The 15,060-nt window shown below is 65.8% G+C and carries 8 protein-coding genes; 4 read left to right on the top strand and 4 right to left on the bottom strand.

Going from position 1 to position 15,060, the window contains the following annotated elements:
• Nucleotides 1–71: 71 nt before the first annotated feature.
• The gene (locus tag LRA87_RS00475) at nucleotides 72–3,593 is read right to left on the bottom strand and encodes a TonB-dependent receptor (RefSeq protein ID WP_230628451.1); all 3,522 of its coding nucleotides are present in this window, start codon (nucleotides 3,591–3,593) and stop codon (nucleotides 72–74) included.
• Between the two features lie 304 nt (nucleotides 3,594–3,897).
• On the opposite strand from LRA87_RS00475, the gene LRA87_RS00470 reads away from it, so the two are divergent.
• On the top strand, nucleotides 3,898–6,855 hold the full coding sequence (locus LRA87_RS00470; protein ID WP_230628450.1) for a sugar-binding domain-containing protein: 2,958 nt from the start codon (nucleotides 3,898–3,900) through the stop codon (nucleotides 6,853–6,855).
• 42 nt (nucleotides 6,856–6,897) lie between these two features.
• On the opposite strand, the gene LRA87_RS00465 is transcribed toward LRA87_RS00470, so the two are convergent.
• Nucleotides 6,898–9,045 (bottom strand): TonB-dependent siderophore receptor, encoded by a 2,148-nt coding sequence (locus LRA87_RS00465; protein WP_230628449.1) that lies wholly within the window; start codon nucleotides 9,043–9,045, stop codon nucleotides 6,898–6,900.
• 164 nt (nucleotides 9,046–9,209) lie between these two features.
• Between LRA87_RS00465 and LRA87_RS00460 the strand changes: the two genes are divergently transcribed.
• From LRA87_RS00460 to LRA87_RS00450, 3 genes are read left to right on the top strand one after another with little or no spacing between them, the layout of a single operon-like run.
• A complete protein-coding gene (locus tag LRA87_RS00460) occupies nucleotides 9,210–9,956 on the top strand; it encodes an ABC transporter ATP-binding protein (protein WP_230628448.1) in 747 nt (248 codons plus the stop codon).
• A complete protein-coding gene (locus tag LRA87_RS00455) occupies nucleotides 9,953–11,392 on the top strand; it encodes an ABC transporter permease (protein ID WP_230628447.1) in 1,440 nt (479 codons plus the stop codon). Before LRA87_RS00460 ends, LRA87_RS00455 begins: the two co-directional genes overlap by 4 nt.
• Nucleotides 11,389–12,645: an ABC transporter permease gene (locus LRA87_RS00450; protein ID WP_230628446.1), complete on the top strand. Its 1,257-nt coding sequence runs from the start codon at nucleotides 11,389–11,391 to the stop codon at nucleotides 12,643–12,645. The genes LRA87_RS00455 and LRA87_RS00450 overlap by 4 nt, the downstream gene beginning before the upstream one ends.
• Here the strand turns inward: LRA87_RS00450 and LRA87_RS00445 are convergent.
• Nucleotides 12,573–14,327 (bottom strand): M61 family metallopeptidase, encoded by a 1,755-nt coding sequence (locus tag LRA87_RS00445; RefSeq protein WP_230628445.1) that lies wholly within the window; start codon nucleotides 14,325–14,327, stop codon nucleotides 12,573–12,575. The genes LRA87_RS00450 and LRA87_RS00445 overlap by 73 nt on opposite strands.
• 132 nt (nucleotides 14,328–14,459) lie before the next feature.
• On the bottom strand, nucleotides 14,460–14,933 hold the full coding sequence (locus LRA87_RS00440) for an Lrp/AsnC family transcriptional regulator (RefSeq protein ID WP_230628444.1): 474 nt from the start codon (nucleotides 14,931–14,933) through the stop codon (nucleotides 14,460–14,462).
• Nucleotides 14,934–15,060 lie beyond the last annotated feature (127 nt).

Below are 15,060 nucleotides of genomic sequence, written 5' to 3'. Positions count from 1 at the left end.
CGACAGCCCAGGGTCTTCCAGGGGGAGGAAGGTCGTGGCGTGCCGGCCATCGGGCCGGCACGCATAGGGGATCAGAACGTGATGATCGCGCCGGCATAGAAGGTCTTTCCGGCGTAGAGCGAATCGTACATGTACGGGATACCGCCACCGATCTCGCGATACTTGCTGGGCGCGAACTTCTCGATCGGCGTCCCCAACAGGTTCTTGCCCTCGGCGAACAGCTGGAAGCTCTTGCTGATCGCATAGGCGGCGCGGGCGTCGAGCGTTTCGGTGCCGTTCTTGAACACCGGAGTGACCACCTTGTAATAGGATGTCGCCACGCTGCCCGTGATCCCCTGCGTGCTGGGGATCCGGTTCACCGCATTCGCTTCGGTCAAGGCATAGAAGATATCGCGCTTCTGATAGGCGATACGGGCGTTCAGCTTGCCGTCGTCATACCACAGGTTGAGGTTGTAGTAATATTTGGACTCCGAACGCGGCGGCAACGCCGTTCCGGTGAACAGGTCGACGAACGTGTTCTTCTCGTTCGACTTGGTGAACGAATAGTTGAACCCGCCACCGGTGTGACGCAGGAAGCCGGGCAGGAAGGTGAAGGCGGTCCGGCCCGCGACCTCGAACCCGCGCTGGCGCAGGCCGCTCGGCCCGTCCTGATAGGTCGAAACCTCGTAGGTATCGCCGCCGAGTTGATAGGCACCGATGTTGATGTCTTCCGGACGACCCGACCGCACGCTGATCTGGTAGACGGCCGCACTCAGCTGCGTGTCCTTGTTGGGATACCATTCCAGCGACAAGTTCTGCGTGGTGGCGCCATAGCCCTTCAGCTCGGGATTGCCGATGCGGCCGGTGCAGCGATTGACGAAGTTGGCGAGCACCGCACCGCCCTCGGCATTGTCGTCGGTCGAGGGATCGTCGTCCTGGATTGCACCCGGATTGGCGGCGATGAACGCCTCCAGCGCGGCACGCTGCGCAGGATCGACCAGACCGCACGACACCGTGCCGTTGCCGGTCAGCTGAAGGATGCTGGGACGCGCGCGTTGCAGCGCCGCGGAATAGCGCAGGCCGAGCCGCTCATCGATCGGCCACACCGCAAGGTTGAAGCTGGGCAGCCAGTCCTCGCTGGTGCGCTGCACATCCCCGACCTCGCGCCGGATCAGCTGGTTTTCGATCGTATAGCCGGGGAACGGCGTGGTGATCGGCGTCGCGACACGGCGGCTGAAGTCGATCACCGGCTGTGCGTTCACCTTGATCCGCTGATAGCGGACGCCGATGTTGCCGTTGACGAGGATATTCAGCGGCCGGGTTTCGAAATCCATCATCGCATAGGCGGACGACGTCACTTCCGACGTCAGATAGGTCGGTCGCTTGTACGTCTTGCCGTCCGAGGCCGTGCATTCGTACAGGCAGTCGAGGTTGCGGTAGTTGAGGTCGATGTAGCTGCTCAGGATCTTCTGGAACTTGCCGACGTCGTACGTGCCCCATGACGAGATCAGGTCGCCGCGATTGGGTGCGCCGCCAAAGAATTCCGCGCCCGGCAGACCGACGAGGCTGCCGTTGATCAGATTCTGATACTGATCGCGCGTCAGCGTATAGATCCGCGACAATTGATCGGTGGTTCCGGCCGTCGTGACACGCGGTACGGAGCCGAACTGGCACGGCGTCGCCGCCGGCGCGGCCGCGGGATCGCAGAACTGGATCAGGTCCAGCGATTGCGCCCGCGTCAGCACCACGCCCGGCGACAGCTGCGAACCGTTGTTGCGATAGCTTTCGTTGTCGCGGGTGCGGTGCTGGATACCGGCCTTGACCCGGACGATCGGACCAAGACTTTCGAACGTGCGATCGACGTCGAGCTGGTAGTTCCACTCGCTGTTCTTGTCGTCATAGGGCGTGTATTCGTATTGCGAGCCGGCGCTGACGCCGTTCGTTCCGACCGTCGGATAATAAGACGCGGGATTGAACAGGTCGACGTTCGGGACCTTGATGCTCCACAGGCCATTGTCGGGCGACACGCTGTAATTGGCGACGTCGGCCGGCGCGAGGAACGAAAAGGCGTTGTCCTGGCGATTGGACGACGCCCGGCTGTACTGGATGCGCGCCTTGGCCGTCCATGGCCCGGAGATGAAGTCCGCACCCGTCTGCGCGTAATGCTGTTCGATCTTGCGCTGGATGTCGCGAACCTGGCTGGTGACCGTCAGCGTGTTGCTGAACTGGTTGCCCGTGCCCCGCGCGATATCGAATGCGGTGACATAATGGTTCTCGTTGACGACGACGTTGCGGATATTGCTGCCGGTCAGCACGCCGGACGTGTTGGTGGTGCCGACCGGCGTCGCGACGCTCCAATTGTAATCCTGCGACGATACCCGGCGGAAGTTCGGATTGTACGATGCGAACAGGACGAGGTCGCGATTGACGCGCCAGTCCGCTCGCGCCTGGAACGAGATGCGCTGATCGGATTTGACCTGACGACCCGGACGCGGGAACGACGGGACGAAATCCTCCCATTGCGCATAGCAGTTCAGGCGGCTGTTGATCCCCGTCGTCGACAGCGCCGCGCAACCCGCCTTGGTCGTCACCGCCGCGGCGACGGGATCGAAGGGCGTCGTGAAGCTCTTGTTCGGTGAATTGTCGTAATCGCCGAGCGGGATATAGCCGGCATTCGCCACGGTGACGCGGGCATAGTCGGTGCCAACTTTCTGATCCTCGTACGTACCGTTGAGGATCAGGCCGACGTCGCCGTCGAAGAACTTGCGCGTGGCGATCGCGTTGATACGCGGCGACGCCTTCTCGCTCAGCGTCTGGTACATGCTCTGCAGGTTCAGCCGGTACAGCGGTTCCTTGAAATCGAGGCCGCTGCGCTGTTCGATCCGCACGGTGCCGCCGACGCCGCCGGGGGTCATGTCCGCCGTCTGGCCCTTGATGACGTCGACGCTCTTGATCAGGTCGGACGACAATTCGCCGACCGACGATGCGCGACCGCCCTGATCGTTGGTCGACAGCGTCGTCATGCCGTCCACCTCGACGCGGATCAGGTCCGCGGACTGGCCGCGGATGGTGAAGCCGCCCTGCTCGCCCGAATCCGACACGTCGAGCGCGACACCGGCGATACGGGCGATCGCCTCCGCTGCGTTCTTGTCCGGGAACTGGCCGACGTCGTCCGCGACGATCGAATCCTGCGCCGTGCGCGCGGTCCGCTTGCGCGAGATCGCGGAAGCTTCGGCGGCGCGGACGCCGGTGACGACGATCTCGGCATCGGTCGGATCGCCGCCCGCATCGGGCGCCGCGCGCGCGGGACGATCCAGATCCTGGTTCAGCTCTTCGGGATCACGCGTCGAGGATGCGGTCTGTGCCGGGGCAGTAGCGCTCGTCTGCGGCGATGGCGCGACCGTGTCGGTGGCGTTCGGGGCGGCTTGCGCGGCACCCGGCGCTGATGCCTGTGATGATGGGGGCGTTGCGCGCGGCGTCGTCTGCCCGCTTGCGCCCGTGACCGGCGCAACGGACTGTTGTGCGACGGCGGCCGTTGGAAAGAAGCCCGTCGATACGATCGATAGCGTCGACACCCCCAGCAGCGCGACGGCTTTCACCCCATGTTTTCTCATCTTGCCTCTCCCATGTCGTTCTTTTTTATCGTCTTGTGATCGCGCATCGATTGTCCGCCGCGAAGCGCGCCGACGGACCCGTATGTCATTCGAATACCACCGGAATGGCACCCGCTTCCCCTGTCATGGCATGGTGGCTGCCATGACGACCCCGTGTACGTCGCAGGCCGATTTCATATTTGCAATACGTTTTTGCAGGTGAACTTGATATTGGGTTCCAAAATATGACGTTGTGGTACAAATACGCCACAGCCACTGGCAAGAACAATTGCGAATGGCGTACTTTTGCGGGAAAGTGGCCTTGATGACGGATACCTCGCTACCGCGCCGCGCGTTCCTCGGAATAATCGGCGCCGCCGGTGTCCAGGCCGCCGTCCACGCGGTGCCGGCGCCGCCCCGCGCGGCTCGGGCGAACGCCCTGTCGCTTGCCGGGGAATGGCGTTTCGCACTCGATCCGGCCGACGTCGGATCGGCCGATTACTGGTTCAACAAGGTCATGCCGTCGGATCTGCGGATCAACCTTCCGGGCATTCTCCAGACGCAGGGGTTCGGGAACGCCATCACGCCCGATACGCAGTTCGTCGCCGCGCTGCCCCGCGACATGCGCTGGCACACGTTGCCGCAATACAAGGATTACACCGTCCCCGGGAACGTGAAGGTCCCCTACCTCTCCCAGCCGATCCGCCACTATCTCGGCGTCGCCTGGTATCAGCGGGATATCGACATCCCGGCGGCCTGGGCCGGCAAGCTCGTAAAACTACATCTAGAACGCACCCGATGGCGCACCGACGTCTTCGTCGGCAACCGGATGGTCGGGTCCGATTCGTCGCTGGTCGCGCCGCATGACTTCGATCTCGGTGTGCTGCCGGTCGGGAGGCATCGCCTGACGCTGCGCATCGATAACAGCATGCAGGAACCAGTATACCGTCCGGACGGGCATGCCGTATCAGACGGCGAAGGCGCGACCTGGAACGGCGTCGTCGGCCGGATCGAGTTGACCGCGACGCCGACGGTCTGGATCGAGGACGCACAGGTTCACCCCAACCTGACGGACAGGAGCGCACTGGTCCGCGTCACGATCGGCAACGCCACCAATACCGCGGGGCGCGGCGTGCTGAAGGCGAACGGCGTCGCCGTTCCAGTCGAATGGGCGGTCGCGGGCGGCCACGCCGCGATCGACCTGCCGTTGCCCGACGCGCGTCCGTGGTCCGAATTCACTCCGCACCTGCAAACCGTAACGCTGGCGCTGGACAGCCCGTCCGGCACCGATCGACGCGATATCACGTTCGGCATGCGCGAGATCACGACGGCAGGTCGCGACATCCTGATCAACGGTCAGATCCTGAACATGCGCGGCACGCACGATGGCGGGGGCTTTCCCCTCACCGGTTATCCGGCGACCGACGTAGAGACGTGGAAGCGGATCATCACGATCTGCAAGGAGTGGGGCCTGAACGGCATGCGGTTCCACAGCTGGTGCCCGCCGGAGGCGGCGTTCACCGCCGCGGACGAACTCGGCTTTTACCTCCAGCCCGAATGCGGGATGTGGAACAACTTCGATCCCGCCGGCCGGATGCTCGCACTCCTGCACGATGAAACGGCCCGGCTGATCAAGGCCTATGGCAACCATCCATCCTTCATCATGCTCGGCGCGAGTAACGAGCCCGCCGGGCAATTCCACGCGCAACTGCCGCAATGGGACGAACGGTGGAAGGCCGCCGATCCGCGGCGGCTCTACACCGACGGCACCGGGCGCGTCGCGCGTCCGCCGGGCGGCCCCGGCACGCGGTATGCCGCGGATTTTCTGGTTATCGGCGCCGATGTCCGCGGACCACGCGGCTGGTTCGGCGAGGATTACGAGGACGAGCTGAAAGGGCATGTCGGGAAGATCCCACAGCCGGTGATCAGCCACGAAACCGGGCAATGGTGCGCCTATCCCGACTTCTCCGTCATCGCGAAATTCGACGGCGTGCAGTCCTACACCGCGTTTCCCCGCGGCAAGGATCTGGGCGACCTTCCGTATATGGTCCCCGGCAATTACGAGATCATGCGCGATCTCGCCCGTGCGCACGGCCTGTTGGACATCAACGCCGACCTGGCGCGGGCATCCGGCCGCTTTCAGGTCGCCTGCTACAAGGAGGAGATCGAGGCCAATTTGCGAACCTCTTCGCATTCCGGGTTCCAGATGCTCGATCTGCACGATTACCTTGGCCAGGGCGGCGCGCTGGTGGGGCCACTCGACGCCTTCTGGGAGGGGAAGGGCTATGTCGCCGCACCCGAATGGCGTGAATTCTGCAGCGCCACGGTGCCGTTGGTACGGCTGAAGGAGCGCGTCTTCACGACACAGGACCGGCTGACCGCAGCTGCCGAACTTTATCATTTCGGCCCCCGCGATTTCAACGCGATCGACCCGCGCTGGCGCATCATCGATGCCGCTGGCCGGACGCGGCTGTCCGGCAGGCTGGCGAAGCGGCCCGCTCCGCGCGGCAAGGGAACGAGCCTCGGCATCGTCGAGGCAGACCTGTCGCGCCTGCCCGCACCGGGCTTCCATACGCTGATCCTCGAACTGCACGGCACCGGCATCCGCAATCGCTGGCCGATCTGGGTCTATCCCGCAGCGCCTCCGGCGATCTCGACGGACGGGATCGTCGTCACGGCATCATGGAGCGAGGCACGCGCAGCCCTCGCCGCCGGCGGGCGCGTATTGTTCCTGTCGGGCAAACCGGCAGCGAGCAATCCCGATCTGGCGATGACGACGGTGCCCATCTTCTGGAACCGGCTGATGAATCCCAACCGCGCGTGGATGCTGGGCCTGCTCAACGACGCGGACCACCCGGCGCTGAGTGGATTCCCGACCGACGCGCATTGCGACTGGCAGTGGATCGACCTGATCGAGAACACCACGGCGATGAACATGGAATCGCTCGGCAACGACATCCGGCCGATCGTCCAGCCGATCGACGACTGGAACCGCAGCCTGCGACTGGCGCTGCTGTTCGAGGTTCGGGTGGGAACCGGCAGGCTGATCGTCAGCGCGTTCGACCTCAACGCCGATGCCATGCCCGATCGCCCCGGGGCTCCATCACTGCGTCATGCCGTCCTCAGCTACATGATGTCGGATCGCTTCGCCCCCACAATCGAACAGCCCATGGCGACGATGGACGCATGGGCGGTGCAACGCCACGTGGCCCCGCTCGCGGCCCGCCCGCCCCTGCCGAACGACGATGTCGTCGATCCAGGCGCGCTGCGGCAACGACGCTGAACGATGCGACGGGGGGCCGATCGGTCTCGCCGTGTCACCCGGTCAGAAACGGGCGCGCAGGCCGATCGTGGCGGTGCGGGGCGTGCCCGGCTGCACCCAGACCGGCGAATAGCTGTTGGCATACCAGTGTTCGTCGAACAAATTGGCGACGGACCCGAACAGCTCGACATCGTCGGTCACCCCGATCTGCCCGAACACCCGTACCAGCGTGTGCGACGGCAAGGTGAAGCCGGTCCCCGTCTCGCCGCTGCGCTGACCCAGATACTGGATGCCCGCCCCCAGCATCGCGTCGCGCTTGCCCAGCGTGAAGCGCTTCATCGCCTGCACGTTCAGATTGTGATCGGGAATGTTGATGAGCGGATCGCCGGGTTCGATCTGGAACGAGAAATTGGGGTCCAGCACGCGCGATCGCGCCTCCGCGTCGGTATAGGCATAGCTCAGCAGCAGGTCGACGCCGCCCGGCAGCCGACCGTTGACGTCCAACTCGACGCCGCGACTGCGCGCCTTGCCGATCGCGATCGAAAAGCCGGGGTTGAGCGTGTCGGTCGCCAGCACGTTCGATTTCTGCAATTGATAGACCGCCAGCGTCCCCGTCAGCCGGCCGCCCAGCGCGGTCAGCTTCACGCCCGCCTCGATCGACCGGCTCGTCTCCGGCTCGAACACGTTGCCGGTCGCATCCGCCCCGATATTGGCGCGGTAACCCTCGCCGTAAGCCGCATAGAGCGACAGCGGCGTGCTCGCCTCATAGACGATGCCCGCCTGCGGGCTGAAGCGGCTGCGCTGGCGCCGGCCCAATACGCCCGTCAGGCGATTGTCCACGCGCAGCAGGAAATCGTCGTACCGTCCGCCGATCCGCACCTGCAACCGGTCGGTCAGGCTGATCTGGTCCTGCACATACGCACCGGCGGTGCGCTGCACGTCGAGCCGATCGGTGGTCGGCGTCGTGACCGGGACCGGATACCGGCCATAGACCGGGTTGCGCAGGTCCAGCACATAGCCCGCGCGGTCCGTCGTGGTCGCCGTCACCACGGGTCCGCGATAGCGGGTGAACATCTGGTCGGTGTCGAAATAGTCGAAGTCCCCACCCGCCAGCACGCGGTGGCGGAGCGGCCCGGTCATGAACTCACCCGCGATCTCCGCGCGGAACACGCTGTGTTCGGACGTGTAGCGCCGCGTCCGCCGCTGACGCGACAACGACCGGCCATCGACATACAGCTTCTGGCGCGACCGCACCGTCTCCGCATCGGACGACGCGCCGGTCAGCAGCGTGTCGCGGTGGCTGGCCCCGACCAGCAGGCTCCACGTGTCGCTGAAATCATGCTGCAGACGCAACTGGTGCCCCGTCGCGCGCGCCACGGTATCGCCGTCGCCCGGCTCGCCCAGAAAGCGCGAGCGGGGTACGGTATCGAAATCGCCGTTCAGCACGACGATGCCGCGGTCGAACGGCACCTCCACCCGCGTCCATTCGAAATCATAGGTCAGCCGCGTGGCCTCACCCAGCCCGACGCCGATCGACGGCAGGAATCCCCAGCGCTTCTGCTCCACCATGTCGCGGAACGTATCGCCGCTCTCGGCATAGCCGATCAGCCGCGCCGTGACGTTCCCGGTCAGCGCCACATTGGCGTCGCCCTCCGCCCGGACGGTGTCGAAGCTGCGATATTGCAGCGAGGCGGTGCCGAAACTGCGGCCGAGTTCGGCCTGCTTCGTGACGATGTTGATCGATCCGCCCGGCTCGCCGCGCCCCAGCACCGCCGCGGCCGGCCCCTTCAGCACCTCGACCCGCTCGATCCCCGCCACATCGCGCTGACCGCTGAACCCGCGCCCGGCGTTGAAGCCGTTGACTAGATAGCCGCTCGGCAAATTCTCGTCGCCGACGAACCCGCGCACGGCGAAACTGTCCCACAGGCCGCCCAGCGTATTCTGCCGCACCACCGATGCGTTCAGGTCCAGCGCATCGGTCAGCCGCAGGATCGCATTCTCCTCGATGACGCTGTCGTCGATCGTCGCGATCGCCTGCGGGATCTCCCGCAACGCGAAATTGCCGCGATAGGGCTGGCGGACGCCGGTGACGGTGATCTCCTCGCGCTCCCGGCGAGCCTCCTCGTCGGCCTCGATCGACTGGGCCGATGCGAATGGACAGGAGAGCGCGACCACGAGGGGAAAGGCACCAGCCGTGACGGCGGTGAGCATGGAACGGCGCAATGAATATCCCCTTCGGCAACACATATCGGGGCCGTAGCGGCGTACCTCGATCGACGTGCTTTATGCCTGTGATGATGTAACATCGTCAATGATATCTTGTCACATTTACCGCAATGCGGCATGTGGCCCCGGTTTCCAGACCGAGGTTATCGATGACGCCCATCCTTTCCCATCTTGATCCGATCCTGATCCAGGATCTGACGCTGGCATATGATGCGCATGTCGTGCTGGACCGCCTGTCGCTGGCAGTGCCCGCCGGCAGCATCACCGCGCTGCTCGGCGGCAACGGTGCGGGCAAGTCGACCACGCTGTCCGCGCTGTTGGGTTTCACCCGCGCGCAATCGGGCACGATCGCGGTGTGCGGGATCGATCCTGCCGCGAACCCCGACCAGACGCGTCGCCGCGTCGCGTACCTGCCGGAGAATGTCGCACTCTACGAACACCTCTCCGCGGTCGAGAATGCCGATTACCTGCTTGCGCTGTCCAGCCAGCGGCAGGAGCGCGGGGCGATCGTCGACGCACTGGCGGCGGCGGGATTGCAGGAGCGCGCCTGGGATCAGCGACTGGGCGGCTTTTCCAAGGGCATGCGGCAGAAGGTCGCGATTGCGGTCGCGCTGTTGCGTCAGGTGCCGGTGCTGCTGCTCGACGAGCCGACATCCGGGCTCGATCCGCGCGCGACCGCAGACTTCAACGCGTTGCTGGCCGCGGTGCGGGAGCGGGGCACGGCGGTGCTGATGGTCACTCACGACCTGCTGTCCGCAGCCGACGTCGCCGACAGGGTCGCCTTTCTGGAAGCAGGCCGCGTCGCGCTCGAAGTGGCAGCGAGCGGGCCGGAGCGTTTCGATGTGCGGGCGCTCCACGCCCGCTTCCAGATCGGTAGCGAGCGGCTGGCGGCATGAGCATCGTCCGCCTGATTGCGCGCGACGAGCTGCGGATGATGGCGCGCAACCGCGTTGCCATGATCGCTTTCGCGTTGCTAGTACTGCTGACGCTGGTAGCGGTGGTGAGTTCGCGGGCACATCAGAACGGTATCGCCGGGCTGCGCGACCGTCACGCCCGTGCCGCCGAAACCGCGTTCGATGCACAGCCGGATCGCCATCCGCACCGAATGGTGCATTACGGCACCTTCATCTTCCGCCCGCTGGGTCCGCTTGCGGCGTTCGATCCCGGTGTCGACGCCTATACCGGCAACAGCATGTTTCTCGAGGGGCACCGCCAGAATACCGCCAATTTCGGCGACGTCCGGCAAAGCTCGCTGCTGGTGCGCTTCGGTCAGCTGACCCCGGCCTTCGTCTTGCAGGCGGTGGCGCCGCTGCTGCTGATCTTCCTCGGCTATGGTGCACTCGCGCGCGAGATGGAAAGCGGCACGCTGCGCCTGCTGATGCTGCAGGGCGTCGGCCGTCGGCGTCTGGTGGGCGGCAAACTGCTGGCTTTGGGCGCCGTAGCCCTAGTCGCTGGCGCCCCGGCAATGATCGGGTTGCTGCTGATCGCCGGACAGCCCGGCGCGCTGGTGTTGCCGATGCTGATCATCGCGCTCGGCTATGCGGCCTATCTTGCACTGTGGGCGGTGCTGATCCTGCTCGTTTCCGCATCGGTCCGGCGCAGTCGCGACGCGTTGCTGGCACTGGTCGCGTTATGGGCGGTCGCGCTGGTGCTACTGCCGCGGGTCGCGCCCGATCTTGCGAGCGCTGCGGTGCCGCTGGCGAACCGGTTGCAGACCGACGTCGCGATCGCACGCGACCTGCGGAAGATGGGCGACAGCCATAATCCCGACGATCCCCATTTCGCCGCATTCAAGCAATCGGTACTGGACCGCTACGGTGTCGCGACCGTCGAGGACCTGCCGGTCAACTACAAGGGCGTCGTGGCACTGGAAGGCGAGCGGATGACCGCATCGCTATTCAACCGCTACGCCGCCGCCAGCTTCGCCGCACAGGCGCGGCAGAACGGGATCGTCGAGGCGGTCGGCCTGCTCAGTCCGGCGATCGCGCTGCGTTCGTTGTCGATGGCGGCGGCCGGCACGGACTTCGCCGGCCATCGCCGCTTCCTCGAACAGGCCGAGGCGTATCGCTACGCACTGGTGCAGCGGCTGAACCGGATGCAGGCGGACGGCGTCAGTTACGCCGACGACACCGCGGTCGACGCAGGCGCCGATCGCCGCAAGCGTGTGTCGGGCGACCATTGGCAGGCGATGCCCAATTTTCGCTTCGTCGCGCCGACGGGGACCGCGCTCGCCACCGCCGCGCTACCCGGGCTGGCAATAGTGATCGGCTGGCTGGTGATCGCTCTCGCGCTGCTCGCGATCGTCACTCGCCGGTTGGGAGAGCGCCGGTGACCCTGTTCATGTACGAATTGCGGCTGTTCGGCCGCCAGCGACTGGCAGTGATAGCGCTGATATTGCTGGCGTTGCTGACCAGCGCCGCGTTGGCGGCGGGCATCGCCGAAGTGTCGCGACAACGCGCCGCCATCGCCGCAATTCCGGTGGCGCAGGCGGAGGATATCGGCGCCGTCATCGATTATGTCGACCGCACGAAAGATGCCGGCAGCGCGGCCTATTACAGCTTCCATCCGACGTGGGACGCGCCCGCGCCGATCGCCTTCGCCGCGTTCGGCATGCGCGACGTCTCGCCCTACATCCTGCGCGTGCGCGCGCTGGGGCTGGAGGCGCAGATCTACGACGGCGACACGTTCAATCCCGAACTGGCGCTGCCCGGCCGGTTCGACTTCGCCTTCGTGCTGGTCTTCCTCGCGCCGTTGTTCGTGATCGCGCTGTTCCACGACCTCGTCTCGGGCGAGTGCGAAGCGGGGCGGCTACGCACGCTGGAGGCCCTGCCGAATGGTGGCCGGGCGCTGTGGCGGCGACGGACGGCACTGCGTATGGCAATGCTGTGGGCAGCGCTGGGCGTGCCGTTCGGCATCGCCGCGATGGCGGAGGGCGTCGGTGCCGGCATCATCGCGGCCGTGCTGGCGGTGACCCTCGCCTATCTGCTGTTCTGGGTCGCGCTGGCGGCTTTGGTGGGCCGCTTCAGCTGGAGTTCGGTGACCAACGCGGCGATGCTGGCAGCGACATGGCTGGTGCTGGTGCTGATCGCGCCGACGCTGGCCAACGTCGCGATCAACGCTGCTATCCCGGTCGATCAGGGGGCGGAGATCGCATTGGCGCAGCGCGAGGCGGTGAACGACGCATGGGACATCCCGCGCGGGCATACGATGCGCCGCTTCTACGCCGGCCATCCCGAATGGGCGGATTCCGCTCCCCTTGGCCCGGAATTTCACTACAAATGGTATCTCGCCTTTCACCAGAACGGCGACGACAGCGTTCGCGACCGGGTCCACGCGTATCGTTCCGGACTGGAGGCGCGCGACGCCGCGGGTCGCGCACTCGGCTGGTTCCTGCCCTCCGTTGGCGTCCAGGCGCTGCTGACCCGTCTCGCCCGGACCGATCTGGGCGCGCAGCTCGCCTATCAGGACCGCATCCGCGCGTTTCACCGGCGCCTGCGGACCTTCTATTATGCCTATCTCTTCCGTGATCGGCCGTTCGCCAGAGCCGATTTCGATAGCGCACCGCGGTTCACCGGGACCCATTGATAGGCCTGCACCGTCTCGCCACGGGGTTGATAGCGCAGTTGAAAAGCCTGTCCGCCTCGCCTGACGTCCAGCGTTACATAGGCCTGCTGGTCACCCTGCAACGCATCCTGCGGGAAGCCGTTCATGATCTCGTCGCCGTCGCGCAGCCCGGCGGCCGCGGCGTTCGATCCGGCGACCAGCCCGCGCACGATCTTCGGATTTGCCTGCAACGACGCCATGTCGAACCCCAGATCGTAACGGCGCAGCAGCTTCGTCACGCGGCGAAACATGGGTCCGTAGGCGTCGGACGGCGGCAGCACCGTCGCCCCGCCCAGCATCGCGTCGAGGTCGGCGATCCCCTTCGCGCCAAGCTCCGTCTTCAGCAGCGACCGGTACAGCGCCTCGTTCATCGCGCCCCCGCGGCGGCGCGCCTTCAGCGTCGCGCGGACGATGTCGTCGAGCGAACGCTTGCCGCCGGACTTCGCCCGGATCTGCGCATCTACCACTTCGAAATACAGCGACCCGCGATCGTAGGGCAGCACCCGCACACGCGTATCGCGCCAGAAGCCTTCGGGGATGGCCGCATTTGGCGTCGCGATCTTGATGTTTGTGTAATAGCGCCCCGCCGTCTCGTTGAGATCCTTCAGGAAATCCTCGGCCGAGATCATGCCCGCGCGCAACGGCAAGGTCCGTTGGTAATGCACCGCCAGCCCTTCGCCGAACCACGACCGGTCCAGCCCGCCGGCGCTGTCCATCGATCCGTCGAGCGAATTGACCCAGCTATGCAGCATCTCGTGCGCCAGCAGCGATCGCAGGTCGTCGGGCTTCGACGTATGGTTGAAGGTATAGGCGAAGCTGTCGGTCAGGCCGATGCCGCTGCCCGGATTGCGCGTGTTGGTGCGCCCGAACACGCCGAAGCTGGGCGGGGTATAACCGAAGAAACCGCCATAGAAGCGGTGCAGCGCCCCGGCCCAGGTCATCAGCGGCGCCATCGCGAACGGCGGCTGGCCCTGCCACGCTGCGAAGAACCCGTCCGTCTCCGGCCCCGCCACGCCCGGCCGACCACCCATGTAATAGGCCGACGCCAGCTTTTTCGCAGGGATAGCCGCCGCGCTCGTCACGTCGCCGACACCGAAGCTCGACACCCCGGCTCCGCCCGTGCCGTATCCCGCAAAGTCCCAGCGCACCTCGACCCGGCGCGGCGTGGTGTCGGTCGGCAGCAGCAGGAAGGCGGTGCCAGCCGCGGAAAAGGTCCCGCCCTCGGTCCGCATCTCATATTGCGGCAACGCCAGTGGCGGCGCGGACGCATCGATCGGCACGCGGTAGCGCACGGTGACGACGCCATCGACCGCCCGCGACGCCCGCCACCGACGCGTCGTGTTCGACCCGTCCTCCACCTCGTCCTGCGTCGTCACTGCAATCGGACCGGCGCCGTCGGTCAGCGCGAGCCCTTGCAGATCCTTGCCGCTGGTGACCACGGTGTTGGCAACCATCGGCAGCTCGAACAGCGCCTCGCCCGCCGCCGCATGCATGCCCTGCGCGATCAGAGTCACATCGACGAATGGCACATGCTGCGCCGCATCCGGAGCGCCGGGCGCGAGGCGAACGACGAGACGCGGGCCGTCAGCTTCCGCCCCCGCTGCCCCGGCCAGCAACAGCAGCGACGCCATCGCCGGCAACACGCGTAACATTCGACCTGTCATGACGCCTCCTTCGTTCGGGCGATCAGCCTAGCCGTGACGCTCGGCGAAATTCTGCCCGATCCCACTGCCCCAACCGCCCGCCGTGCATAGCGTATGCGGGGCCACGCGGGCCAATGCGGGCATGCGCCCCGATCACGCCGCCGGCAGCGGCAACCGATGCGTGCATTTCACCTCGGACAGGGTCGCGATCGAACGGATGTCCTCGACCCCCGGCAGCCGCAGCAGCGTGCGGAAGGTGAAATTCTGATACCAGCCCATGCTCGGCGCCAGCACCTTCAGCATCACGTCCATCTCGCCGAACAGCGTATAGGCCTCGGTGATCTCCGGACATTCCTCCACCGCCCGCATGAAGCGCTCACGCCCCTCGTCGCTCAGCCGGCCCATCTTCAGCTGCGCGAAGATGTACATGCTCTCGCCGAACTTCTCACGATCGAGCACCGCGACCTGCGCCTTGATATAGCCCTCGTCCTTCAGCCGCTGGATGCGCCGCCAGCATGGCGACTGCGACAGGCCGACGCGATCGGCGATCTCGCTCGACGATTCGGATGAGTCGATCTGCAGGCGGTCCAGGATCTTGAGGTCGAGGCGATCGAGAGTTTCAGCCATGATTATGCACGGTTCCGGCAAAACGGGGATTGAAGCTGCAGCCATCTCACCATGGGCGCGAACGATCGACAAGCTTTTGCGTGCCACCCGCATTAGGCTGGGCGCAGGGCAGGCTGACGGAGAAGCG

The organism is Sphingomonas sp. Leaf37 (assembly GCF_920939475.1).
Taxonomy (GTDB): domain Bacteria; phylum Pseudomonadota; class Alphaproteobacteria; order Sphingomonadales; family Sphingomonadaceae; genus Sphingomonas.
The sequence above is the reverse complement of the archived record's forward strand: the minus strand, read 5'-3'. Positions and strand labels throughout refer to the sequence as shown.